This is a genomic window from Ectopseudomonas toyotomiensis, from assembly GCF_017167985.1.
Lineage (GTDB): Bacteria > Pseudomonadota > Gammaproteobacteria > Pseudomonadales > Pseudomonadaceae > Aquipseudomonas > Aquipseudomonas toyotomiensis.
In genome coordinates this window covers 1,853,299-1,878,075 of the sequence record NZ_CP070505.1, presented here as the reverse complement: position 1 = coordinate 1,878,075, position 24,777 = coordinate 1,853,299, and the positions used below count along the sequence as shown (strand labels likewise).

At 64.9% G+C, this 24,777-nt stretch carries 22 protein-coding genes; 17 read left to right on the top strand and 5 right to left on the bottom strand.

Translation table 11 applies throughout. From position 1 onward, the window contains the following. Nucleotides 1-39: 39 nt before the first annotated feature. Nucleotides 40-330, bottom strand: a complete 291-nt coding sequence (locus JWV26_RS08635; protein WP_125881319.1) for a WYL domain-containing protein — start codon at nucleotides 328-330, stop codon at nucleotides 40-42. 712 nt (nucleotides 331-1,042) lie between these two features. On the opposite strand from JWV26_RS08635, the gene chrA reads away from it, so the two are divergent. From chrA to JWV26_RS08600, 7 genes are all read left to right on the top strand, one after another. Further along, nucleotides 1,043-2,377 (top strand): chromate efflux transporter, encoded by a 1,335-nt coding sequence (gene chrA / locus JWV26_RS08630; protein WP_206418833.1) that lies wholly within the window; start codon nucleotides 1,043-1,045, stop codon nucleotides 2,375-2,377. Between the two features lie 343 nt (nucleotides 2,378-2,720). Then, nucleotides 2,721-2,810, top strand: a complete 90-nt coding sequence (locus JWV26_RS08625) for a hypothetical protein (RefSeq protein ID WP_021490657.1) — start codon at nucleotides 2,721-2,723, stop codon at nucleotides 2,808-2,810. 10 nt (nucleotides 2,811-2,820) lie between these two features. Further along, a complete protein-coding gene (gene kdpA, locus JWV26_RS08620; protein WP_206418832.1) occupies nucleotides 2,821-4,509 on the top strand; it encodes a potassium-transporting ATPase subunit KdpA in 1,689 nt (562 codons plus the stop codon). A 13-nt stretch (nucleotides 4,510-4,522) separates the two neighbouring features. Next, on the top strand, nucleotides 4,523-6,580 hold the full coding sequence (kdpB, locus tag JWV26_RS08615; protein WP_206418831.1) for a potassium-transporting ATPase subunit KdpB: 2,058 nt from the start codon (nucleotides 4,523-4,525) through the stop codon (nucleotides 6,578-6,580). Between the two features lie 119 nt (nucleotides 6,581-6,699). Beyond that, the gene (gene kdpC, locus JWV26_RS08610; RefSeq protein WP_206418830.1) at nucleotides 6,700-7,257 is read left to right on the top strand and encodes a potassium-transporting ATPase subunit KdpC; all 558 of its coding nucleotides are present in this window, start codon (nucleotides 6,700-6,702) and stop codon (nucleotides 7,255-7,257) included. A 10-nt stretch (nucleotides 7,258-7,267) separates the two neighbouring features. After that, entirely contained in the window at nucleotides 7,268-9,919 is a 2,652-nt protein-coding gene (locus JWV26_RS08605; RefSeq protein WP_206418829.1) for a sensor histidine kinase, read from the top strand. Then, complete coding sequence (locus JWV26_RS08600; protein WP_206418828.1) at nucleotides 9,919-10,611, top strand: winged helix-turn-helix domain-containing protein; 693 nt, start codon at nucleotides 9,919-9,921, stop codon at nucleotides 10,609-10,611. Before JWV26_RS08605 ends, JWV26_RS08600 begins: the two co-directional genes overlap by 1 nt. Here JWV26_RS08600 and JWV26_RS08595 read toward each other — a convergent pair. Then, nucleotides 10,608-11,063 (bottom strand): GNAT family N-acetyltransferase, encoded by a 456-nt coding sequence (locus JWV26_RS08595; RefSeq protein WP_206418827.1) that lies wholly within the window; start codon nucleotides 11,061-11,063, stop codon nucleotides 10,608-10,610. The genes JWV26_RS08600 and JWV26_RS08595 overlap by 4 nt on opposite strands. A 116-nt stretch (nucleotides 11,064-11,179) precedes the next feature. On the opposite strand from JWV26_RS08595, the gene JWV26_RS08590 reads away from it, so the two are divergent. The 10 genes from JWV26_RS08590 (at nucleotide 11,180) to cysW (ending at nucleotide 19,766) form a co-directional block, all read left to right on the top strand. Further along, nucleotides 11,180-11,818: a peroxiredoxin gene (locus JWV26_RS08590; RefSeq protein ID WP_079782481.1), complete on the top strand. Its 639-nt coding sequence runs from the start codon at nucleotides 11,180-11,182 to the stop codon at nucleotides 11,816-11,818. Between the two features lie 9 nt (nucleotides 11,819-11,827). Further along, complete coding sequence (ssuE, locus tag JWV26_RS08585; protein WP_206418826.1) at nucleotides 11,828-12,421, top strand: NADPH-dependent FMN reductase; 594 nt, start codon at nucleotides 11,828-11,830, stop codon at nucleotides 12,419-12,421. A 103-nt stretch (nucleotides 12,422-12,524) separates the two neighbouring features. Beyond that, the gene (locus tag JWV26_RS08580) at nucleotides 12,525-13,490 is read left to right on the top strand and encodes a sulfonate ABC transporter substrate-binding protein (RefSeq protein ID WP_206418825.1); all 966 of its coding nucleotides are present in this window, start codon (nucleotides 12,525-12,527) and stop codon (nucleotides 13,488-13,490) included. A 58-nt stretch (nucleotides 13,491-13,548) separates the two neighbouring features. Then, nucleotides 13,549-14,697 (top strand): FMNH2-dependent alkanesulfonate monooxygenase, encoded by a 1,149-nt coding sequence (gene ssuD / locus JWV26_RS08575; protein ID WP_206418824.1) that lies wholly within the window; start codon nucleotides 13,549-13,551, stop codon nucleotides 14,695-14,697. Between the two features lie 184 nt (nucleotides 14,698-14,881). Beyond that, nucleotides 14,882-15,676 carry an aliphatic sulfonate ABC transporter permease SsuC gene (gene ssuC / locus JWV26_RS08570; protein WP_206418823.1) on the top strand — a complete coding sequence of 265 codons (795 nt, stop codon included), beginning with the start codon at nucleotides 14,882-14,884 and terminating at the stop codon, nucleotides 15,674-15,676. Next, the gene (gene ssuB / locus JWV26_RS08565) at nucleotides 15,673-16,473 is read left to right on the top strand and encodes an aliphatic sulfonates ABC transporter ATP-binding protein (protein WP_074918852.1); all 801 of its coding nucleotides are present in this window, start codon (nucleotides 15,673-15,675) and stop codon (nucleotides 16,471-16,473) included. The genes ssuC and ssuB overlap by 4 nt, the downstream gene beginning before the upstream one ends. Before the next feature lie 87 nt (nucleotides 16,474-16,560). After that, nucleotides 16,561-16,776: a TOBE domain-containing protein gene (locus JWV26_RS08560; protein WP_003242436.1), complete on the top strand. Its 216-nt coding sequence runs from the start codon at nucleotides 16,561-16,563 to the stop codon at nucleotides 16,774-16,776. Between the two features lie 229 nt (nucleotides 16,777-17,005). Further along, nucleotides 17,006-18,022: a thiosulfate ABC transporter substrate-binding protein CysP gene (gene cysP / locus JWV26_RS08555; RefSeq protein ID WP_093051589.1), complete on the top strand. Its 1,017-nt coding sequence runs from the start codon at nucleotides 17,006-17,008 to the stop codon at nucleotides 18,020-18,022. 80 nt (nucleotides 18,023-18,102) lie between these two features. Next, nucleotides 18,103-18,942 carry a sulfate ABC transporter permease subunit CysT gene (gene cysT / locus JWV26_RS08550; protein ID WP_021490648.1) on the top strand — a complete coding sequence of 280 codons (840 nt, stop codon included), beginning with the start codon at nucleotides 18,103-18,105 and terminating at the stop codon, nucleotides 18,940-18,942. Then, a complete protein-coding gene (cysW, locus tag JWV26_RS08545) occupies nucleotides 18,939-19,766 on the top strand; it encodes a sulfate ABC transporter permease subunit CysW (protein ID WP_072426234.1) in 828 nt (275 codons plus the stop codon). Before cysT ends, cysW begins: the two co-directional genes overlap by 4 nt. Nucleotides 19,767-19,851: 85 nt before the next feature. Here cysW and JWV26_RS08540 read toward each other — a convergent pair whose 3' ends face one another. Genes JWV26_RS08540 through JWV26_RS08530 form a run of 3 tightly spaced genes read right to left on the bottom strand, consistent with a single transcriptional unit; the run spans nucleotide 19,852 to nucleotide 24,776 of the window. Then, nucleotides 19,852-21,516, bottom strand: coding sequence for a diguanylate cyclase (locus JWV26_RS08540; RefSeq protein ID WP_074918856.1), 1,665 nt, complete (start codon nucleotides 21,514-21,516; stop codon nucleotides 19,852-19,854). After that, the gene (locus JWV26_RS08535; RefSeq protein WP_021490645.1) at nucleotides 21,509-21,895 is read right to left on the bottom strand and encodes a response regulator; all 387 of its coding nucleotides are present in this window, start codon (nucleotides 21,893-21,895) and stop codon (nucleotides 21,509-21,511) included. The genes JWV26_RS08540 and JWV26_RS08535 overlap by 8 nt, the downstream gene beginning before the upstream one ends. Continuing rightward, complete coding sequence (locus JWV26_RS08530) at nucleotides 21,888-24,776, bottom strand: CHASE domain-containing protein (protein WP_206418822.1); 2,889 nt, start codon at nucleotides 24,774-24,776, stop codon at nucleotides 21,888-21,890. Before JWV26_RS08530 ends, JWV26_RS08535 begins: the two co-directional genes overlap by 8 nt. Between the last annotated feature and the right edge of the window lies 1 nt (nucleotide 24,777).

The window sequence follows — 24,777 nt, the reverse complement described above, 5'->3', positions numbered from 1 at the left end:
GGTAGGCTAGATCGACTTGTTATACGAAGATGCACTCGATTAAAGCTCGGCGAATATTTGAGACATGCCTTTGTCACCTTTTTTGTAGCTGGGAGGGTTTGATGAAAATGTCTTATCTAGAACCTTCAGGCCTACAATTTTGCTTAATTCGCAAAAATCCCATTCATGCCCTGGTGTGATGTGGCCACCAGCGGTTTGATAACAACGAAGAACTGGATTTCCTGCGTGTGAAATACCAACAGCTGCTGGTTGTGCTTCGCGCTGCAATCCACTGTATGTGAAGGCAATATACCTGCGCTCATTAATTGCTTGAGCTAGTATTTCTCTCATTTGACTCTCCCTGTTTTTGAGTTACTACACTGTGATTGACCTTGCGCATAAATATTAACTAGACGACATAGCTGTCGCGTTTACCCACGACACCTGTCGCACAACCTTCCTTGTCGTCCTGCAAGTCTTTGTTTCGATTGAGGGCGGTCGCGTGAAACGCGACAGTCTCCGGGGAGAAACGCGACATAGATAATGGCAAGCCCAATCTGTTGGATCACTGCACCAGCAGAACCAACCCAGAACCTAGTCCATCCACCGTGAGGCTGTCCATGCTTCGTGGGCAAAATGCCATGTATGTGATTTGCCGTTGGAGAGACGGTGATCCAGACCCTCCCAAACCCACCCACAATTTCTGTGAACAGCGCTGTGGATAACCTTTGCAAAAGCCCTCCGCGCCTAGCATTCAAGCGGGCCGTAGCAGGCCGTTCAGTTTTTGCCCAATGACGCTTTGCTGGCGTTATCGCCAGGCGGAATATCGCTTTTAATCAATCACTTGGCTGGGGTTTTCAACAGCAGGGCAGGGTGGGGGCGGGTTACCGGGCGTCGTGCACAGAATCTGGGGAAAGTGCTGTGGATAAGATGCGGGAAAACTCGCCCAGGCCAGGTGGGACAAGGGCTGCGCGGCGATGGTGATTTTTCGTGCGCTGTCGCGCGGCGGTCATGTTCTGCGGCTATAGTGGCCGGTCGATTTTGTCCACCATGGAGCCCTTCGATGTCCGAGTCCCCTGAGCGTCTCGCCCCGGTCAGTCTGCTGCAGGCTTTCTGGTTCTGGCTAAAGCTGGGGTTGATCAGTTTCGGCGGGCCGGCGGGGCAGATTTCGATCATGCATCAGGAGTTGGTGGAGAAGCGCCGCTGGTTGTCCGAGCGACGCTTTCTGCATGCGCTGAACTACTGCATGTTGCTGCCCGGGCCGGAGGCGCAGCAGTTGGCGACTTATATCGGTTGGCTGATGCACCGCACCTGGGGCGGGGTGATCGCCGGGGCGCTGTTCGTGCTGCCGTCGCTGCTGATTCTGGTCGCGCTGTCCTGGGTCTATCTGGCGTTCGGCGACGTGCCGCTGGTGGCCGGAATCTTCTACGGTATCAAGCCGGCGGTGACGGCCATCGTCGTGCAGGCGGCCTGGCGCATTGGCGGTCGGGCGCTGAAGAATCGCTGGCTGTGGGCGATCGCCGCGGCGGCTTTCGTCGCCATCTTCGTGCTGCACCTGCCGTTCCCGCTGATCGTGCTGGGCGCCGCGTTGGTTGGTTACATCGGAGGGCGCCTGGCGCCGCAGCACTTCGCGGTCGGCGGTGGCCATGGCGAAAAGGGCGGCGCGCATGCGCCAGCCTTGATCGATGACGATACGCGCCTGGCGCACACACACTTTCGTTCCAGCCGCCTGGCGCTGATCCTGCTGGTCGGCGTTGTGCTGTGGTTGCTGCCGATGGGCCTGCTGACCCTGGCGTTCGGCTGGCAGGGCACGTTGACGCAGATGGGCTGGTTTTTCACCAAGGCGGCGTTGCTCACCTTCGGCGGCGCCTACGCCGTGCTGCCTTATGTGTATCAGGGCGCGGTGGGTCACTACGGCTGGCTGACGCCGACGCAGATGATCGATGGCCTGGCGCTGGGTGAAACCACGCCGGGGCCGCTGATCATGGTGGTGGCTTTCGTCGCGTTCGTTGGTGCCTTTGGCCAGCCGGTGTTCGGTGGCGATTCGACCTTTGCCAGCGGTGCGCTGGCGGCGGTGCTGGTCACCTGGTTCACCTTCCTGCCGTCGTTTTTGTTCATCCTTGCCGGCGGGCCGCTGGTGGAATCGACCCACGGGCAGTTGAAGTTCACCGCGCCGCTGACCGGGATCACCGCTGCGGTGGTTGGTGTGATCCTCAATCTGGCGCTGTTCTTCGGTTATCACGTGCTCTGGCCGCAGGGCTTTGCCGGGGCGTTCGACTGGGTGTCGGCGTTGATTACCCTTGGCGCGGCGTTGGCTCTGTTCGCTTTCAAGCGCGGGGTGATCGAGACCATTGCTGGTTGCGCTGTAGTCGGGCTGGTGGCGCATTTGTTGGTTTGATGGGTGGGTTTGGCATCGCTTGGTGGGTTACGCGGCGCGTGGAGTGGGTACGTGGCTGTGGTAGCGGTGTTCTGCGCCGCTAAACCACCCTACGGGAGCGCTGCCGGTGCTCTTGTGGGAGGGGCTTTCGGCTCGGGCATCCTGCTTCGCTCTACCTCCTGCATCCATGCAGTCGCAGCCGTGAGGCCTGGATAAGTCGCCGCTGAAGCGCCTCCCACAGGGCTGATCCCACCGCATCAATACGATTTCTTTACGCCCCGGCGGCGGGGCGCCAATCGAATTTTTACGGCCAGCCTTTCGACAATGCTCGCGAGCGGATTCCCCGCATCGTGGAGCTTTGGACATGAACGCAATCGATGGTGTGTCGCTGATCCTGGTGGTCGGCCTCTTCGCCTACCTGCTGTCGGCCCTGCTGACCGCCGGGCGTGGCTGAGGAGACGGCCATGCACGACTACGACTGGCTGCTGCTGGCGGCCTTCTTCCTGCTGGTGCTGGCGCCGGCACCTTTTCTCGGACGCTACTTCTACCGCGTGATGGAGGGCCAGCGCACCTGGCTCAGCCCGGTGCTGCAGCCGGTGGAGCGCCTGTGCTACCGCGTGGCCGGCGTTGACCCGGAGCGTGAGCAAAGCTGGCGCGGCTACGCCCTGGCGCTGCTGGCCTTTACCCTGGTCTGCCTGCTGGTGCTGATGAGCATTCTGCTGTTGCAGGGCGCTCTGCCGTTCAACCCGCAGCAGCTCGCCGGACTGAGCCTGCCACTGGCGTTCAACACGGCGGTGAGCTTCGTCACCAACACCAACTGGCAGGCCTACAGCGGCGAGGCGCAGCTGAGCTATTTCAGCCAGATGCTCGGCCTCGGCGTGCAGAACTTCGTCAGCCCGGCGGTGGGCCTGGCGGTGCTGGTGGTGCTGTGCCGGGGCCTGGCGCGGCAGTCCAGCGACCGCCTGGGCAATTTCTGGGTCGATATCACTCGCGCGGTGCTCTACGGCCTGCTGCCGCTGTGCCTGGTGCTGGCGGTGCTGCTGGTGTGGCAGGGCGTGCCGCAAAACTTCAGCGACTACGTCTCGGCCACTACCCTGCAAGGTAGCGAGCAGACCCTGCCGATGGGACCGGCGGCCAGCCAGATTGCCATCAAGCAATTGGGTACCAACGGCGGCGGCTTCTTCGGCGTCAACTCGGCGCATCCGTTCGAGAATCCCACGGCGCTGAGCAACCTGCTGGAGCTGGCGTCGATCCTGCTGATCCCGGCGGCGCTGGTGTTCACCTTCGGCCATTACGTGCGTGACCTGCGCCAGAGCCGGGCGATCCTGGCCAGCATGCTGGTGCTGTTCGTCATTGGCCTGGCTGTTTGCGCCTGGGCGGAGTTGCAGCCGAACCCGGCGCTGGCGGGGCTGCCCATCGAACAGGTCGGCTCGCTGGAGGGCAAGGAGGCGCGCTTCGGCAGCTTCGCCTCGGCGCTCTGGGCGACCACCACCACGGCAGCGTCCAACGGTTCGGTGAACGCGATGCACGACAGCTTCAGCGCCCTCGGCGGGCTGGTGCCGCTAGTGAACATGCTGCTGGGCGAGATCGTCTTTGGCGGTGTCGGCGCGGGCCTTTACGGTATGTTGTTGTTCGTGTTGATCGCGGTGTTCCTCGCCGGCCTGATGATCGGTCGAACTCCGGCCTACCTGGGCAAGAAGCTGGAAGCACGTGAAGTGCGCCTGATGGTCGCCACGCTGCTGGTGATGCCGGTCGGCGTGCTGATATTCGGCGCCCTGGCGGTCAGTTTCGCCGGCCCGGCAGCCTCCATCGGCAACCCCGGCCCGCATGGCTTCAGTCAGGCGCTGTATGCCTACGGCTCGGCCACCGGCAACAACGGCTCGGCTTTCGCCGGCTTCACCGCCGACACCCCCTACCACAACCTGATGCTCGGCCTGGCCATGCTGCTCGGGCGCTTCGGCTACATCCTGCCGGTGCTGGCGATTGCCGGCAGTCTGGCGGCCAAGCGCGCTGCGCCGCAGGGGCAGAACAGCTTCCCCACCCATGGGCCGCTGTTCGTCGTGCTGCTGTCGTTGACCATCCTCCTGGTGGGTGGCTTGACCTTCATGCCGGCGCTGGCCCTGGGCCCGCTGGCCGAACACCTGGCGTTCTGAAGGAGAAACCGTGATGAATGCCCCCGTAACGGCGCAACGCAGCGTCAAATCGTCCAGCAGTCAGCCGCAGACCGGCCTTGGCGCGCTGTGGCGCCCGGCCCTCAAGCAGGCCTTCGTCAAGCTCGACCCGCGCCAACTGGTGCGTTCGCCAGTGATGCTGGTGGTGGAGCTGACCGCGCTGGTCACCAGCGTGCTGTGCTTCGTTCCCAACCCTGCGGTAAGCACTGCCCTGGGCGTGCAGATCGCTCTGTGGCTGTGGTTCACCGTGCTCTTCGCCAACTTCGCCGAGGCCTTGGCCGAGGGCCGTGGCAAGGCGCGCGCCGACAGCCTCAAGTCCGGCAGCCAGGGCCTTATGGCCAACAAGCAAATCGGCGGGCAGTTCCAGTCCGTACCGGCCAGCAGCCTGCGCAAGGGCGATGTGGTGCGAGTCGAGGCCGGTGAGCTGATCCCCGGCGACGGCGAGGTGATCGAAGGTGTCGCGGCAGTCAACGAAGCGGCGATTACCGGCGAATCCGCGCCGGTGATCCGCGAATCCGGTGGCGACCGCTCGGCGGTAACGGGTAACACCCGGCTGGTGTCGGACTGGTTGCTGGTGAAAATCAGCGCCAACCCCGGCGAGTCCACCCTCGACCGCATGATCGCTCTGGTCGAAGGCGCACGCCGGCAGAAGACGCCCAACGAGGTGGCGCTGGATATCCTGCTGATCGGCCTGACCCTGATCTTCCTGCTGGTGGTGGCCACGCTGCAGCCGTTCGCCCGTTTCGCCGACGGCGACCTGCCGCTCATATACCTGGCGGCGCTGCTGGTGACGCTGATCCCCACCACCATCGGCGGCCTGCTCTCGGCCATTGGCATCGCCGGCATGGATCGCCTGGTGCGCCTCAACGTCATTGCCAAGTCCGGCCGCGCCGTAGAGGCCGCCGGCGACGTGCACACCCTGCTGCTGGACAAGACCGGCACCATCACCTTCGGCAACCGCCGTTGCAGCGCCATGGTCAAGGCGCCAGGCGTCGCCACGCCGGAGCTGGCCGAGGCGGCGCTGCTGGCCTCGCAGGGCGACGACACCCCGGAGGGCAAGTCCATCGTCGAGTACCTGACGACACTGCACCCGATGGACATGCCCGACCGTAGCGGCATGGCACTGATCGCTTTCAGCGCCGAGACGCGCCTGTCCGGTGCTGACGTGGGTGGCGTGGCTTATCGCAAGGGGGCGGTGGACGCCGTGCTGGCCTACCTCGGTCTGGGCCGTGACGAACTGCCGGCGCCGCTGGCGCGCGAGGTGGAGAAGATCGCCCAGAGTGGTGGTACACCGCTGCTGGTTGCCGGGGCTGGGCGCCTGCTCGGCGCCATCCACCTCAAGGACGTGGTCAAGCCAGGCATCCGCGAGCGTTTCGCCGAGCTGCGCGCCATGGGCATCCGCACCGTCATGGTGACGGGCGACAACCCGCTGACCGCCGCCGCCATCGCTGCCGAGGCCGGTGTCGACGACGTGATCGCCGAGGCCACGCCGGAGAAGAAACTGTCGCGTATCCGCGCCGAGCAGGCCGAAGGCAAGCTGGTGGCGATGTGTGGCGACGGCGCCAACGACGCCCCGGCATTGGCCCAGGCCGACGTCGGCCTGGCCATGAACGACGGCACCCAGGCCGCTCGTGAGGCCGCCAACCTGGTGGATCTGGACAGCGACCCGACCAAGCTGATCGACGTCGTGCAGGTGGGCAAGGAGCTGCTGGTGACGCGTGGTGCGCTGACCACCTTCTCGGTGGCCAACGACGTGGCCAAGTACTTCGCCATCCTCCCGGCGCTGTTCGCCGGCATCTACCCGCAGCTTGGCGCGCTCAACCTGATGCAGTTGCACAGCCCGCAGAGCGCGATCCTCTCGGCCATCGTGTTCAACGCGCTGATCATCGTCGCGCTGATCCCGCTGGCGCTGCGCGGCGTGCGTATCCCCGCGCTGGATGCCGGCCAACTGCTGCGGCGCAACCTGCTGATCTACGGCCTCGGCGGGCTGATCGCGCCCTTCGTCGGCATCAAGCTGCTCGACCTGCTGCTGGCGGGGTTGGGCTGGGTTTAACAGTGTTGTTTGAAGGTGCTGTAGGAGCGGATTCATCCGCGAAATGGCCGGGCATGATGCCAAGACAATCGCGAATGAATTCGCTCCTACAAGCAACGAATCGATATCGGAGATTCATCATGCTCGAACATTTTCGTCCCGCCATCACCACACTGGCTTTCATGACCTTGCTGGTCGGGGTTGCCTATCCCTTGACCGTCACCGGCGTGGCGCACCTGGCCTTCCCCGATCAGGCCGCCGGCAGTCTGGTGCGTGACGACGCCGGCCAGGTACGCGGCAGCCGCCTGATCGCCCAGTCCTTCGACGGCGATCAATGGTTCCAGCCGCGCCCCTCGGCAGGTAGCTACGCCACCGTGGCCAGCGGCGCCAGCAACCTGTCGGCCGGCAATCCGAAGCTGTTTGCCCGCATCGAGCAGGCCAGTGCCGGCCTTGCAGGTGACACGCCAGTGCCGATGCAACTGGTGACCACCTCGGGCAGCGGCCTCGACCCACAGCTGTCGCCCGAGGCCGCCGCCTGGCAGATTCCGCGCATCGCCCAGGCCCGTGGCCTGGCCGAGGCCGAGCTGCTGCGCCTGGTCGAGGCATACACCGAGCGCCCGCTGTTCGGCCCGGCTGTGGTCAATGTGCTGGCTCTGAACCTGGCGCTGGTCGACAATCCATCCACTTCTTCCCAGTGACGAGTGCTCGATGAACGACAGCCTGCGCGCCGAAGCGCTGCTCGCCGACCTGCCCCGCGAAGGCCGTGGCCGGCTCAAGGTGTTTCTCGGCGCGGCGCCGGGCGTGGGCAAGACCTACGCCATGCTCCAGGCCGCCCATGCGCAACTGCGCCAGGGCGTGGCGCTGCGCGCCGGGGTGGTGGAAAGCCACGGCCGCAGCGAGACCGAGGCGCTGCTGCTGGGCCTGCCGCAACAGCCGCCATTGCGCCTGCCGTATCGCGGCCTGGAGCTGAGCGAGATGGATCTCGACGGCCTGCTGGCCGACCCACCCAAGCTGGCGCTGGTGGATGAGCTGGCACACAGCAACGCGCCCGGCAGCCGCCACGCCAAGCGCTGGCAGGACGTGCAGGAGCTGCTTGCAGCCGGCATCGACGTCTACACCACGGTCAACGTCCAGCACCTGGAAAGCCTCAACGACCGCGTCCGCGATATCACCGGCGTGCAGGTGCGCGAAACCGTGCCGGACTGGGTGCTGCAGGAAGCCGACGAGATCCAGCTGGTCGATCTGCCGCCGCGCGAGCTGCTCGAGCGTCTACGTGACGGCAAGGTGTACATGCCCGAGCAGGCGCGGGCGGCCATCGACGCCTTCTTCTCGCCGACCAACCTCACCGCGCTGCGCGAGCTGGCCATGCAGACTGCTGCCGCGCGGGTCGATGCCGACCTCGACCAACGCTACCGCCAGCTCGGCCAGGCCGCGCCCAGCGTGCTCGGGCGCCTGCTGGTGGGAGTGGATGGCGACGGCGAGGCCGAGCGCCTGGTGCGCCATGCCTGCCGGGTGGCCGAGCGGCGTCATCTGCCCTGGTCGGTGGTGCATGTGGACGGCCGCCACGCCATGGACGAGGACCAGCGCGGCCGTCTGCAAGCCGCGCTGCGCCTGGCCGAGCGCCTCGGTGGCGAGGTGGTGACGCTGCACGGCGACTCGGTGGCACGCACGCTGCTCGACCACGCCCGCGAGCGCCGCGCCAGCCTGATCCTGGTCGGCAGCAGCACACGGCGCCTGCGTCGGCGCTGGTTCGGGCGTGGCCTCGGCGAGCGTCTGTTGGCCGCCGGTGCCGGGCTGGAAGTGAGCGTGCTGGATGCGGCGGGTGATCAGCCACGGGCTGGCCGCCGTGCGCGCATCGCCCCGCGCTGGCGCGACTACCTGCTGGCCGCACTGGCGACTGCCTGCGCCACGCTGATCTCCCTCGGCCTGGCGCGGGTGCTGGAGTTGCCGAACATCTCCCTGGTGTTTCTCGCCGCCGTACTGCTGGTGGCGGTGCGCAGCAGCCTGGGACCGGCACTGGCGTGCTCGGGATTGTCGTTCCTGGCCTACAACTTCCTGTTCATTCCGCCGACCCTGACCATGCAGATCCAGCGTCAGGAGGACGTGCTGACCCTGCTGTTCTTCCTGCTCATGGCCGGGCTGACCGGCAACCTGGCCAGCCTCCAGCGGCGCCAGGTGCAGGCGCTGCGTCAGGCGCAGAGTGAAACCACGGCGCTGCTGGAGCTGTCGCGCAAGCTCACCGTCGCTGCCGACCGCCAGGCCGTGCTGGTGGTGGCCGAGCAACAACTGGGCGGCTGGGCCGAGATGCAGCTGACCCTGTTGTCGCGTTCGGCGGATGGCCAGTGGCAGCATGAGGGCGGGCTGCACGCCGAGTTGCCCGATGCTGAGCGTGCCGCCGCCGACTGGGCCTGGCAGCACGAGCAGCCAGCGGGACTTGGCACCGACACCCTGCCCAGCAGCCGCTGGTGGTGGTGGCCGCTGTGCGGCGAGGAGGGGCCGCTACTGCTGATCGGCTTGCAGCGCGTCGACGGCGCGCCGCTGGCGGATGGGCGCCGACGCCTGATCGCTGCTCTAGGCCAGCCGCTGGCGCAGGCGCTGGCCCGTGCGCAACTGGCCGAGGAGCTGGAGGCGGCGCGCCTGCACGGGCAGACCGAGGAGCTGCGCAGCGCGTTGCTGGCTTCGGTGTCGCACGACCTGCGCACGCCGCTGACCGCCATGCGCGGCTCCATCGACAGCCTGTTGGCGTTGGGTGATGCGATCCCCGCGGCGGATCGTACCGAGCTGCTGGAGGGCACCCGCGACGAGGCCGAGCGCCTCGATCGCTATATCCAGAACCTGCTCGACATGACCCGCCTCGGCCACGGCGGACTCAAGCTGGCGCGCGACTGGGTGGCACCCAGCGACATCGTCGCCAGCGCCCTGCAACGCCTGCGCGCGGTGCTCGCGCCGCTGCAGGTCGAGTGCCTGCTACCGCCGGAGCCACCGCTGCTGCGTGTGCATGCGGCGTTGATCGAGCAGGCGTTGGTCAACGTGTTGGAGAATGCCGCGCGCTTCTCGCCGCCCGGCGGGCGTCTGCGGGTGGCGCTGGAGTACGACGAACAGGAACTGCGCTTCGTCGTCGCCGATCAGGGCCCTGGCATTCCCGAGGCGGAACGGGCGAAGATCTTCGACATGTTCTACACCGCAGCGCGCGGGGATCGCGGCGGCCAGGGCACCGGCCTGGGCCTGGCGATCTGCCAGGGCATGGTCGGCGCCCATGGTGGCCGCGTCACGGTCGGCGAGGGCCTCGATGGCCGTGGCGCCAGCCTGACCCTGCATCTGCCGTTGACCACGCAACCGCAAGCCGCCGAGGAAGACTGATGAGCCAGGGGCCGAGCATTCTGCTGATCGACGATGAGGCGCAGATCCGCAAGTTCCTGCGCATCGCCCTCAGCGCCCAGGACTACCGGGTGCTGGAGGCGGTCAACGGTGAAGACGGCCTGGCCCAGGCGGCGCTGCACAACCCGGATGTGGTGGTGCTCGACCTCGGCCTGCCCGACCTCGATGGCCAGCAGGTGCTGCGCGGCCTGCGCGAATGGAGCCAGGTGCCGGTGCTGGTGCTCTCGGTGCGTGCCAGCGAGGGCGAGAAGGTGCTGGCGCTGGACGGCGGCGCCAACGACTACGTGACCAAGCCGTTCGGTATCCAGGAATTTCTCGCCCGCGTGCGCGTGCTGCTGCGCCAGGGCCAGGGTCGCGAAGCGTTGCCGGCGAGCATCGCCTGTGGCGCACTGAGCATCGATCTGGCCTACCGTCGGGTCAGCCTCGACGGCACCGAAATCGCCCTGACACCCAAGGAATTCGCGGTGCTGGCGCTGCTCGCCCAGCATCTCGGGCGGGTGGTGACCCAGCAGCAACTGCTGCGCGATATCTGGGGCCCCAGCCACGTCGGCGACAGCCACTACCTGCGTGTGGTGGTCGGCCACCTGCGGCAGAAGCTCGGCGATGACCCGGCTGCGCCGCGCTACCTGATTACCGAGGCCGGTGTTGGCTATCGCCTGCGCGAGCCTGTCTAAAGCTCCAGCGCCAGACGCAAGCGATCCCGATGCTGCAAGCCATTCTCGAACAGCGGCTCGGGGTAATGCTGCAGGAAGTAGTCCGGCTCGACTGCTACCACGCGAAAGCCAGCGCGCTGGTAGAACGTCAGCTGGTGGCCGAAGCTGCCGGTGCCCAGTTCCAGGCGCTTCGCCCCTAGTTGTCGGGCCTGGTCGATGGCGTGGTGCAGCAGCAGGGCGCCGATACCCTGACCCTGGCATTCGGGCGCCACGGCGATGTTCATCAGTTCCCAGGCAGCGGCGGTCAGGGCCTTGATCACGTAGACGCCTATGATCGCGTCATCCAGGCATGCGACCACGCAATGACCCTCCTGCAGATAGCGGGCGATGACGCTGGGGCTGGGGTCGGCCTCCAGCAGCAGCGCCATCGGTACCTGTTCGCTGGGAACCTTGTGCAGGTTTGGGGTGGACATGACGAACCTTCCGTTAATAACTTTTGGTTATAAATAAATCATTATTTATTCTTTTTATTTCGATTGGTTCCTGAGCATAGTGAGCGCCACGCAAGCTACTGCCAAGGAGCACGATCATGAGCATCCGTCTGGGCGACATCGCCCCTGACTTCGAACAGGATTCCAGTGAAGGCCGCATTCGCTTCCACGAGTGGCTGGGCGACAGCTGGGGCATCCTCTTCTCCCACCCGGCTGACTTCACGCCGGTGTGCACCACCGAACTGGGTTTTACCGCCAAGCTCAAGGACGAATTCACCAAGCGCGGCGTCAAGGCCATCGCCCTGTCGGTCGACCCGGTGGATTCGCACATCAAATGGATCGATGACATCAACGAGACGCAGAACACGGCGGTCAACTTCCCGATCATCGCCGATGCCGACCGCAAGGTGTCCGACCTCTACGATTTGATCCACCCGAATGCCAACGACACCCTGACCGTGCGTTCGCTGTTCGTCATCGACCCGAACAAGAAGGTGCGCCTGACCATCACCTATCCGGCCAGTACCGGGCGCAACTTCAACGAAATCCTGCGCGTCGTCGACTCGCTGCAACTGACCGACAACTACAAGGTGGCCACGCCGGCCAACTGGCAGGACGGTGAAGAAGTGGTGATCGTGCCGTCGCTGAAGGACGAAGCTGAAATCGCCCAGCGCTTCCCGAAAGGCTATCGCGCCGTCAAACCCTATCTGCGCCTGACCCCGCAGCCGAATAAATAAGGAACCAGCATGCATGTCGTGTTGCTGTCCGGCAGCCCTGCGGCGCGTTCGCGCACCGAGGTGCTGCTGGATTACGTCCGCCAGCGCCTCGAGGCGCAGCAGGTGGAAGTGAGCCTGCTCAAGGTGCGCGACTTCCCGGCCGAGGATCTGCTACATGCGCACTTCGACAGCCCGGCAGTGCAGCAGCTGCAGGCCGTGGTGGCCAGCGCCGATGGCCTGGTGGTCGGTACGCCGGTGTACAAGGCGTCGTTCACTGGCGCGCTGAAAGTGCTGCTGGACCTGCTGCCCGAACGTGCCCTGGCGCACAAGGTGGTACTGCCCCTGGCCAGTGGCGGCAGCCCGGCGCATCTGCTGGCGGTGGACTACGCCCTCAAGCCGGTGCTGGCCGCGCTGAAGGCGCAGGAAATGCTCTCCGGCGTGTTCGCCGTGGACAAGCAGATCGCCTACCCGGAAGGCGACAGGCCCGCGCAGATCGACGACGAGTTGCGCGAACGCCTCGACGAGGCACTGGAACAACTGGACGCAGCCCTGGCGCGACGGCCGAAGCCGATCGACCCGAACCTGCTCAATGACCGGCTGGTGAACGCCCGCTGGAGTATCTGACACGGGCTTTGCCCGACTGTAAGCCCCGTAATACCCCGCCTTACTCGCCCGCCAACGGGCAAGCAGGTAGCCAACCAAGACATCACCGCAAAGGGAGAGCGCCATGCGCACCATTACTTTGCGTCGAAGCCTGGTCGCCCTGTTTGCCGCGGCCATTTCTTTCGGCGCCATCACTCACGCTCAAGCCGAGACATTGCGTATCGGCTATCAGAAATACGGCACCCTGGTACTGCTGAAGGCCAAGGGCACCCTGGAAAAACGCCTGGCCGAGCAGGGCGTGGAGGTCAAGTGGACGGAGTTCCCGGGTGGCCCGCAGTTGCTCGAAGGCCTCAACGTTGGTTCCGTGGATTTTGGCGTCACCGGTGAAACCCCGCCGGTATTCGCTCAGGCGGCTGGCGCCGACCTGCTCTACGTTGCCCATGAGCCGCCGGCACCGAGTGGTGAGGCGATCCTTGTACCCAAGGATTCGCCGATCAAATCGGTGGCCGAGCTCAAGGGCAAGAAGGTCGTCCTTAACAAGGGTTCCAACGTGCATTACCTGCTGGTGCGCGCGCTGGAAGACGCCGGTCTCAAGTACAGCGACATCACCCCGGTCTACCTGCCGCCGGCCGATGCCCGCGCCGCCTTCGAGCGTGGCAGCGTCGATGCCTGGGTGATCTGGGATCCCTTCCAGTCCGCCGCCGAGAAACAACTGCAGGCCCGCAGCCTGCGTGATGGCAGTGGCCTGGTGGACAACCACCAGTTCTACCTGGCAACCCGCACCTATGCCGAGCAGCACCCAGAGGTGATCGGCGCGCTGGTCGAGGAAATCCGCGGCGTCGGCGAGTGGGTCAAGGGCAACCTCGACGAGGCTACAAGCCAGGTCGCGCCGCTGATCGGCCTGTCCCCGGAGATCACCCGTCAGGCCGTCGAGCGCCAGGGTTACGGCGCGCAGTTCATCAGCCCGGAGGTGGTCGCGGCGCAGCAGAAGATCGCCGACACCTTTACCGAGCTGAAGCTGATCCCCAAGCAGCTGAACATCAAGGATGTGATCTGGACACCGCTGGCCAAGGTGGCCCAGGCCCAGTAGTTCCCAGGCCCGGATGCGTCCGGGCCATGCCGACGATTTCCTGAAAGGAGACAACTCCATGAGCCTCAATATCTTCTGGTTCCTGCCTACCCATGGCGATGGCAAATACCTGGGCACCGCCGAAGGCGCACGTGCCGTCGACCATGGTTATCTGGCGCAGATTGCCCAGGCGGCTGATCGCCTCGGTTTCGGCGGCGTGCTGATTCCAACAGGACGTTCCTGCGAGGATTCCTGGCTGGTGGCCGCTTCGCTGATCCCGGTCACGCAAAACCTGAAGTTCCTGGTCGCGCTGCGTCCGGGGATCATTTCGCCGACCGTGGCCGCGCGCCAGGCGGCGACCCTGGATCGCCTGTCCAACGGCCGTGCGCTGTTCAACCTGGTGACCGGCGGCGACCCGGACGAGCTGGCCGGCGATGGCCTGCATCTATCCCATGCCGAACGCTACGAGGCGTCCGTCGAATTCACCCGTATCTGGCGCCGTGTGCTGGAAGGCGAAACTGTCGACTATGCCGGCAAGCACATCCAGGTGAAGGGCGCCAAGTTGCTCTACCCGCCGATCCAGCAGCCGCGTCCGCCGCTGTATTTCGGTGGCTCATCCGACGCGGCGCAGGACTTGGCCGCCGAGCAGGTCGAGCTGTACCTGACCTGGGGCGAGCCGCCTGCTGCTGTGGCCGAGAAGATCGCTCAGGTGCGCGCGAAGGCTGCTGCGCAGGGCCGTGAAGTGCGCTTCGGCATTCGCCTGCACGTGATCGTACGCGAGACCAATGAGGAAGCCTGGGCGGCGGCAGATCGCCTGATCAGCCACCTGGATCAGGACACCATCGACCGCGCCCAGGCGTCGCTGGCGCGTTTCGACTCCGTCGGCCAACAGCGCATGGCCGCCCTGCACGGCGGCAAGACCGACAACCTGGAAGTGTCGCCGAACCTCTGGGCTGGTGTCGGCCTGGTGCGCGGCGGCGCTGGCACCGCACTGGTCGGCGATGGCCCGACCGTGGCGGCGCGGGTCAAGGAGTATGCGGAGCTGGGCATCGACACCTTCATCTTCTCCGGCTACCCGCACCTGGAGGAGTCATACCGGGTTGCCGAACTGCTGTTCCCGCATCTGGACGTGGCCCAGCCGCAGCGCCCGGAGAGTCGTGGCTATGTCAGCCCGTTCGGCGAAATGATCTCCAGCGATATTTTACCGAAGGCGGCTTCGGCGAGTTGAAAAGCGCCCTCTCCCCCAGCCCCTCTCCCGCAAGCGGGAGAGGGGAGCCGAACCGGACTCCGGACGAACCAGCGGCGCCGATCAGCCCCCTCTCCCATTTATGGGAGAGGGTTGGGGAGAGGGCATATGTAGCCCGGATGCAATCCGGGGGAACACAGACGCTACACAAGGTTTCGAGGCAACCATGAGCAACACGACCCTTCACAAACTGGCCTTGCGCGCGGCGCCCTGGGCTTTGCCGTTGGGGCTGCTGGCCGCCTGGCGGCTGGCGGTGGCCAGCGGCTGGTTGTCCAGCCGCATTCTGCCGGCGCCCAGTGCGGTGCTCGCCGCCGGCTGGGCGCTGCTGGCCTCCGGCGAAATCTGGCAGCACCTGGCGATCAGCGGCCAGCGCGCCGGCATCGGCTTCGCCATCGGCGGCGGTATCGGCCTGCTGCTGGGCTTCATCACCGGCCTGTCGAAATGGGGCGAGCGCTTTCTCGACAGTTCGGTGCAGATGATCCGCAACGTGCCGCACCTGGCGCTGATCCCGCTGGTGATCCTCTGGTTCGGCATCGACGAGGCGGCCAAGGTGTTCCTGGTCGCGCTCGGCACGCTGTTCCCGATCTACCTCAACACCTACCACGGCATCCGCAACGTCGACCCGGCGTTGGTGGAGATGGCGCGCAGCTATGGCCTGTCTGGTTTCTCGCTGTTCCGTCAGGTGATCCTGCCCGGCGCGCTGCCGTCGATCCTGGTTGGCGTACGTTTCGCCCTCGGCTTCATGTGGCTGACCTTGATCGTGGCGGAAACCATCTCGGCGAGCGCCGGCATTGGCTACCTGGCGATGAACGCCCGCGAGTTCCTGCAGACCGATGTTGTGGTGCTGGCGATCCTGCTCTATGCGGTGCTCGGCAAGCTGGCCGACGTCGCAGCCAGAGGTCTTGAGCGCGTGTGGCTGCGCTGGCATCCGGCCTATCAGACCAAGGCAGGTGGCCAATGACCGCATTGCACAGCATTCGCCAGGGCGTGCCCCTGGCGATCGAGAAGATCGAGAAATCCTTCGGTGAGCGTCAAGTGCTCAAGGGCATCGACCTGCATATCCCGGCCGGCCAGTTTGTCGCCGTGGTCGGCCGCAGCGGCTGCGGCAAGAGCACCTTGCTGCGCCTGCTGGCCGGTCTGGATCAACCCACCGGCGGTCAACTGCTGGCCGGCAGCGGCTCGCTCAATGCCGTGCGCGAAGACATTCGCCTGATGTTCCAGGACTCACGCCTGCTGCCTTGGAAGCGAGTGATCGACAACGTCGGCCTGGGTCTTTCCGGCGACTGGCGCAAGCAGGCCGAGGACGCCCTGGCGGCGGTCGGCCTGGCGGATCGTGCCAATGAGTGGCCGGCGGCCCTTTCCGGCGGGCAGAAGCAGCGTGTGGCGTTGGCCCGTGCATTGATCCATCGGCCGCGCCTGCTGCTGCTCGACGAGCCGCTGGGTGCGCTGGATGCGCTGACCCGCATCGAGATGCAGCAGCTGATCGAACGCCTGTGGCAGCAGCATGGCTTCACCGTGCTGCTGGTCACCCACGACGTGGCCGAGGCGGTGGCCGTGGCGGATCGGGTAATCCTCATCGAGGACGGTCAGATCGGCCTCGACCTCGATGTGCAACTGCTGCGCCCGCGTCCGCATGGCTCGCCGCTGCTGGCTGCGTTGGAAGCGCGGGTGCTCGACCGGGTGCTGGCGCAGCCGGAATTGCCGACGCCACCGGAGCCCGTATCACCTCTGCCCACGCAATTGCGTTGGGCGCTGTGAGGCCGTAGCCCGGATGTAATCCGGGGCGGCTCAAGAATTCCCCGGATTGCATCCGGGCTACATCAGTGGACCATCAGGAGAAACACCATGACCATCAAAGCCATCAACGTGCGTAACCAGTTCAAGGGCAGCATCAAGGAGATCGTCATCGGCGACGTGCTGTCGGAAATCGATGTGCAGACTGCCGCCGGCATCGTCACGTCGGTGATCACCACCCGCTCCGTGCGCGAGCTGGAACTGCAGGTCGGCAGCGAGGTGATCGCCTTCGTCAAATCCACCGAGGTGTCCATCGCCAAGCTCTGACGCTCTCGCATGGCCCCGGCCGCAATGGCCGGGGCAAGCTGCCTTGCGCCTTTCGGTTCGCCTGGCCGGGCGACATGCCTTATCCTTGCGGCCCCACGGCCGATCAGCGTCTGCGATATCCGTTATAAGCAGATAAGAAAAAGATATTTTTCGGCTATATATCTTTTCTGCAGAATCGAGCCATCAAAACGCCTGCGTGCAGGTTTCTCTGTCGATAAGGATGCCTTAGATGCTGAAGAAGATCGTTCTGGCCACCGTGGCCAGCGCCACCCTGCTGACTGGCTCGCTGAGTCATGCCGCCGCCGATACCCCATTCCATAATGCCTCCTACGACATCGCCCGCGAGCTGTTCGGCGAGATCAATCCGCTGTTCGTCGAGCACTGGAAGCAGCAGAGCGGCAAGGAAGTGAAGATCATCCAGTCGTTCGCCGGCACCTCGCGTCAGGCGCAGGACATCATCCAGGGCAAGAAGGTCGACGTGGTGACCTTCAACCAGGTGACCGATGTGGACATCCTGGCCAAGCGCAAGCTGCTGCGCGAGGACTGGGCTCAGCAGTTCCCCAACAACAGCTCGCCGTATTACAGCACCACCGCCTTCCTGGTGCGCGAAGGCAACCCGAAGAACATCAAGAGCTGGGACGACCTGATTCGCGATGACGTGAAACTGGTATTCCCTAACCCCAAGACTTCCGGCAACGCCCGCTACAGCTACCTGGGCGCCTGGCTGTTCGCCAACGAGAAATTCAACGGCGACCAGGAGAAGGTAAAGGCCTTCGTCGGCAAGCTGCTGAAGAACGTCGAGAACTTCCCCACCGGCGGCCGTGGCGCCACCGTGGCCTTCGCCCAGAACGGCCAGGGCGACGTGCTGCTGACCTTCGAATCGGAAGTGATCAACATCGCCAAGGGTGATGAATTCAAGTCTGCCAACCTGGAAATCGTGGTGCCTGAAGTCAGCGTGCTGGCCGAATTCCCGGTAGCCATCGTAGACAAGGTGGCTGACGAGCGCGGCACCCGCGAGCAGGCCAAGGCCTTCCTCGACTTCCAGTACAGCAAGGACATCCAGCAGCTGCTGACCCGCTACAACTATCGCGTGCACAACCCGGAAGTGGTCGAGGCGACCAAGGCGCAGTTCGCTCAGGTACGCCTGATCAACCCGACCGAGGTGCTGGGCAGCTGGGACGAGATCACCGCCAAGCATTTCGACAACGGTGGTATCCTCGACCAGCTTCTTGCGACTGGGCGCTGATCGCGTCCTACGCGAGCATCGTAATGGTCCGTTGGCCGCCTTATTGGCGGCCAACTGCATTTGTAGAGCCGAGCTTTTTCGTGAGTAAACCGACGCTGTTCTTCCTGCAGACCCCGCTGCTGCCTGGTTTCGGCCTGAGCTTCGGCGTCAGTGTGCTGTACCTGTCCCTGGTGATCCTGCTGCCGCTGTCGGCGCTGCTGCTGTACGTCAGCGACATGACCTGGGCGCAGTACTGGTTCGCCATCAGCGATCCGCGCGTGGTGCAGACCTACAAGGTGACCATCTCGGCGGCGTTCTACTCGACCCTGGCGGTGCTGGTACTGGGCCTGCTGCTGGCCTGGATCATCACCCGCTACGACTTCCCCGGCCGGCGCATCGTCGATGCGCTGGTCGACCTGCCGTTCGCCCTGCCAACCTCGGTTGCCGGCCTGACCCTCGCCGCGCTGCTGGTGCCCAACGGCTGGATCGGCCAGTGGCTGGGCTTCAAGGTGGCCTACGCCTATGCCGGTATCGTGGTGGCGATGGTGTTCACCAGCATTCCCTTCGTGGTGCGTACCGTGCAGCCGGTGCTGCAGGATCTCGGCTCGGAATACGAGGAGGCCGCGCGCACCCTTGGCGCCAGCCGCGTGCAGACTTTCCGCAAGGTGATCCTGCCGACCCTGGCACCAGCCCTGGTCACCGGTGGTTCGCAGGCATTCATTCGCAGCCTCGGTGAGTTCGGCGCGGTGATCATGATCGCCGGCAACATTCCCTACCAGACGGAGGTCAGCTCGCTGATGATTTTCGTCCGTCTGCAGGAATTCAATTACCCGGCGGCGGCGGCCATTGCTTCGGTGATCCTGCTTGCCTCGCTGACTCTTCTGTTCCTCCTGCAGGTCGTGCAGGGGCGTCTGTTCGCATGGCAACGGCAAGGTCGATGAAAAAACCTCAGGATTGGCGCCAGTGGGCGCTGGTAACCCTCGGTCTGTTGGTGGTGGCGCTGATCCTGCTGGTGCCGCTGGCATTGATTTTCAGCAAGGCGCTGGCCGGCGGGCTCGACCTGCTGTGGAGCAATCTGAACGAAGACTACATGCTCCACGCCATCGGCCTGACCTTGCTGGTGGCGGTGCTCACTGTGCCGCTGAATCTGTGCTTCGGCATCTGCCTGGCCTGGTGCGTGACCCATTACGACTTTCGCGGACGCAAGCTGCTGACCACCCTGATCGACATTCCCTATGCGGTTTCACCGGTGGTCGCTGGCCTCTGTTACCTGGTGGTCTACGGCCTGGAAAGCTTCATCGGCCGCTGGTTCTACGATAACGGCATGCAACTGATGTTTGCCTGGCCGGGCATCGTCATGGTCACCGTGTTCGTCACCGCGCCCTATGTGGCGCGCATCCTGATTCCGGTGATGCAGACCCAGGGGCAGGACGAAGAAACCGCCGCCATGTGCCTGGGCGCCAGCGGCTGGCAGATCTTCCGCCGTATCAGCCTGCCGAAGATCAAATGGGCGCTGCTGTATGGCGTGGTGGTGACCAACGCCCGTGCGGTTGGTGAGTTCGGCGCGGTGTCGGTGGTGTCCGGCAGCATCATCAACCAGACCCTGACCCTGCCGCTGTTGGTTGACCAGCTCAACAACGACTACAAGCCTGCGGCTGCCTTCACCGCCGCTGGCCTACTGGCATGCATGGCGCTGCTCACCTTGTTCCTGAAAACCTTCATGGAGTGGCGTCAGCGCCAGCTGATGCAACGCGCCGAGGCCTGATCGCCGTTATGTAGGAGTCCGCTTGCGGGCGCTCAACGTCCCTGGTTAATCGTCCGCAAGCGGGCTCCTACGATGTCTGTCGCGTTCAGTCGTCTGCGACCTGCACCTGATTGCGACCACCATGCTTGGCCGCATACAGTGCCTTGTCGGCGCGCTCGCGCAGTTGCTCGGCTTCACTGTGCACATCGGTGCCGGCGATACCGGCACTCAGGGTGCAGGAGAATTCGCCGCCATCGGCGATGAAGCGCAACTCGGCGAAGCGTTCGCGAATCTCGTCGACGATCTGCTTGGCCTGTTGCGGGGTGCAGTCCGGCAGCACCGCGAGAAACTCCTCGCCGCCATAGCGCCCCAGACTGTCGACCCGACGCAAGCGCTGGCGCAGCAGGTTGGCCAGGGCGCGGATGACGTTGTCGCCGGCGGCGTGACCATGTTCGTCGTTGACCCGTTTGAAGTGATCGATATCCAGCATCACCACACTGGCGCGGTCGCCGCTGCGTAGCGCGCGCTCCAGTTCGATCGCCACCTGCTCCTTGATATCGCCATGCTTGAGCAGGCCGGTGAGGCTGTCGCGCGCCAGGGCATTGGACAGCAGACGGGCGCGCTGAGCGCGGGAGAACACGGTGGCGACCAGGGCGTTGTCGGAAATCGGTTTGGTGACGAAGTCGTCGCCGGCCTTGATCAGCGCATTCATCTGCTTGCCGATATCGGTTTCCGCCGACAGGTAGATGATCGGGATGCGCAGCCAGTCGTCGTTGCAGCGGATGATCTGCGCCAGCTCAGGGCCAGTGCAGTCCGGCATGTTGACGTCGAGCAGCACCACCTCGGGATTGAAGTCGCGCAGGTGCTCGAAGATCTGCGCCGGGTCCTGAAGAAATTCCACCAGCATGCCGGCATCGCGCAGCACCAGGCTGTAGCGGCTGGCCAGATCGCGGTCGTCGTCGACGATCAGCACCCGGTAGGGCTCGCCGCTTTGCTGGGCGAAGCAGCGTTCCAGGCGGCTTTCCAGTTGCGGAATGTCCACCGGTTTGGCGAAGAAACCCAATGCCCCGGCCCGCACTGCCTGCAACTGGGTGGCGAAGTCATCCTGGTGGGTCAGCACCAGCAGCGGCAGGGGCACCTCAAGGCGCTGCTGCAAGCGTGCAGCGTAGTCCAGGCCGCTGCAGTCTTCGTTGGCCAGGTTGACGTCGACGATCAGCGCGTCCGGTATCTGCTGCTCCAGGGCCGCATCGAGACCGGCGATGGAGTTGAAGTGCTCGGCCTGATAGCCGAAGTTGTTCAGCGTCAGGCGCATGTTTTCGCCTACGGCTATTTCATCCTCGAGGATATAGATGAGCCGGGACTCGGTGTCTCCACGTAGCGCCTGTGGTATCTGCTGCTGCACTGCGCCGGGTGCCTCGTTGCTGGAGGTCTGGTTGCCCAGGCGTTGCAGCGCCACGATGAATTCGCCGAGTTCGTGCTGCAGACGTTGCTGGTGTTCCAGCCAGCGTTCGGCCTGTTGTTCCAGCTCCCGGGCTTGCTGGCCGAGCTGTTCGAAACCGAAGGTGCCGGCACTGCCGGCCAGGCGATGCAACTGGTCGCGTAGCGCCTGCAAAAGATGCCTGCGCTGCTCGTCGCCGGCCTCGAGCAATTGTTCGCCCTGTTGCGTCAGTTGCGGCAGCTCCTGGCGCAGGCGTTCGGCGAATTGCTGGCCGAGCTGCTGCAGGCGCTCTTGCAAAGTCTGAGGAATGGCGTTGCCGTCGTGTTTATCCATGGCGTTGGCTCCAGATCTGCCGGATCTGGGCGGCGAGTTGCATGGGATCGAAGGGTTTCACGATCACGTCGAGCGCGCCCAGACTGCGGTAATGGGCCACTTCGCCGGGCTGGACCTTGGCCGTCATGAAGGCTACCGGCACCTCACCGATATCCACCAGTTCGCGCAGCCTCTCCAGCGTTTGCGGGCCGTCCATGCCGGGCATCATCACGTCGAGCAGGATGAAGTCGGGCGCGAAGCCTTGTACCTGATCGAGCGCTTCCTGGCCGCTGGCGCAGCTCAGCACCTGGAAGCCGCCGACGGCTTCCAGAGCGACCTTGGCCACGGCCTGGATCGAGGGGTCGTCCTCGACGTGAAGGATGCGCTTGAGCTCAGTCATGGCGGGTCTCCTTGGCGGGTAACAGGCGGTTGAGCATGTGCAGGAAGTGTTGTCCATCATTGCGCGATTTGGCCAGTGCCGCGCTCACCCCAGCCAATTCATGGCCATCCATCTCGCTGGCCGAGAGCACGGCCACCGGTAGCCCCGGCCGCTGGTTCTGCAGTTCGTCGAGCAGCTCCAGGCCGTTGCCGTCGGGCAGGCCGAGATCGAGCAGAACCAGATCGAAAGGCTGCTCGGCGAGCAGGCGACGCGCTTCGGCGAGGCTGTCGGCAGGAACGAATTCGGCCAGCTCACGGCCCTGTTCAGCGACCACCAGACGCAGATCGTGATCGTCCTCCACGTGTAGCACGCGCGGACTCTGCGGCAAGTGCTGCAGGGCCTGGGCGAGGCTGCCGAGCAGGCGCTGCGGGTCGATCGGCTTGCTCAGCCAGTCCAGCGCGGGCACCCCATCGAGGGCCAGACGGCCTTCTTCGCAGGCGGCCGATACCACCAGGATCGGCAGCTCGCGATAGCGCGCGTCGGCGCGCAGTTCTTGTACCAGTTGCATGCCGTCACCGTCCGGCAGGCGCAGGTCGAGGCTGATGGCGGCGGGTATTTCCTCGCGCAGGCGGGCGCGTGCTTCATCCAGGCTGTGAGCCAGACGTACGCGATAACCGGCGTTTTCCAGCAACTGGCGCAGCAGGTTGGCGATGTCCGGTTCGTCCTCGACCACCAGCAGGCCGCGTCGGCCGTCGCTGGCCGCGGGCAGGGCGGCTTCGGCCAAGGCGGGCAGCTCGAACCAGAAGCAGGTGCCCTGGCCCTCTACCGAGTCGAAGCCGATCTGCCCGCCCATGCGTTCGATCAGCTCCTTGCTGATCGCCAGGCCCAGGCCGGTGCCGCCCTTGCTGCGGCTGTCACTGGCGTCGGCCTGGGAGAACTTGCTGAAGATGCGCTGGCGAAATTCGGCGGCGATACCTGGGCCCTGGTCGCTGACCTCGACGCGCACGCGAGCACCACGGTCTTCGGCGCGCAGACACACCTCGGCGCCGGGCGGTGAGTACTTCACGGCGTTGGAGATGAAGTTGGCCAGCACCTGTTGCAGACGCATGGCGTCGACCCGTACGCGGGCCGGCACGCAGTCGAGCAGGCGCAGCTTGACCTGGTGGCGGTCGGCATAGGCCTGGTTGCTGTCCAGCGCTTCCTGGAGCTGGGCGGCAAGCGTGTAGGGTTGCAGGTCGAACTGCATCTTGCCGGCCTCCAGCTTGTCCATGTCCAGCAGATCGTTGATCAGGTGGCTGAGGCGCTGGCTGTTGGCTTGGGCGATGCTCAGCATGGTGCGCATGCTTTCCGGTACCGTGCCCAGTGCGCCGCCATTGATCAGTCCCAGGGAGCCGGCGATGGCGGTCAGCGGGGTGCGCAACTCGTGGCTGACGGTGGAGACGAACTCGCTCTTGAGGCGCTCGATACGCTTGGCCTCGCTCTGGTCCATGGTGGTGCCGGTGATGCGCAGCGGGTAGCCGTTGTCGTCACGCTGGATGTAACCGCGCAGCAGCACCGGCAATTCGCTGCCGTCGACACGCAGCAGACGACAGTCGATGGTGAAGTTGCTCTCGCCCTCTTTTAGGGCCTGTTTCAGGCGATTGTGTGCCGTGGGCAGGTCGTCCGGGTGCACCAGACTTTCCCAGGCCCGTGGATCGTCGGTAAAGCCCGGTGGCCCCTGTTCCGGGTAGCCGAGCATTTGCCAGCCGTTGGCCGAGGCGAAGAAGCTGCCGGCCTTGACGTCGATATCCCACCAACCGTCGTTGCTGCCCCTCAGCGCCAGGGCCAGGCGTTGCTCGCTGCGGTGCAACTGTTCGGTGATGCCAGCAGCCAGTTCCTGTACCTGGGCGCGGCGCAGGCTGAGACTGCTGACCAGGCAGAACAGCAACAAGCTGATACAGCCGCCAAGTATCAGCAGCGCCATTTCGCCGCGGTGTTCGCGTGCGAGGTAGCCTGGCGCGTAGTGAAAGTCCAGGTGCCAGGTCTGGCCAAACAGTTCGAGCTGGTGCTGGCTGTCGGCTGGAACATTGATCGGTGCTTCGCCGCGGCTACTGTATAGCTTTTCCGAGGTGTCGGCGATGGCGCCTGCGTACAACTCGAAGTCCAGCTCGCGCTTGCGTTCGCCAAGGATGCCATGCACCAGATCGTGCACCCGGAACGGGCTGTAGACGAAGCCGCGCAGCGCCGCCAGGCGCTGTTCTGGGGTATCCAGCGGTCGCTGCGGCCAGTACACCGGGACGTACAGTAGCAGGCCGGGTTGCACCTTGCCGTGGGTTTCCTGAAGCAGTTTGACGCGGCCGGACAGGCGGCTTTGGCCGCTGCGTGCAGCGTCCAGCATGGCGGCGCGGCGCACCGGTTCCGACAGCATGTCGAAGCCAAAGGCGGCAAGGTTGCGCCCGGCGAAAGGTTCGATGAGGCGGGTCACGCCGTAGCGTTCGCGCTGGCCGGGCGGGTGCGTGCGAAACTCGGGAAAACCCTCCGCGCGTATTTCGCTTTCGAAGGCCGGTAGCTCCTGCGCCTCGAGCATCTGGGTAAAGCCGATGCCCTGGATGCCGGGGTAGCGTTCGTCCAGGCGCAGGCGTTCGGCATAGGTGCGCCAGTCGGCACGGCTGACCTCTTCGCTGGCATCGAACAGGCCGGCGGCGCCGAGCAGAATGCTCTCATGCTCTTCCATGCGCTTGATGATGGCCCGGCTCAGCTCTTCGGTGAGCAGCTGGAACTGGCGGGTGGCAGACTCCGTCTGGCTCTGGCGCAGATTGTGCCAGACCAGCAGCGTAGCCCCCAGAGCGAGTGCCAGCACGGCCCAGGCCAGCAGATTGATGCGGCTGAACAGTGAAGTCAGTAATGCGCGAGTAGTTCTCATG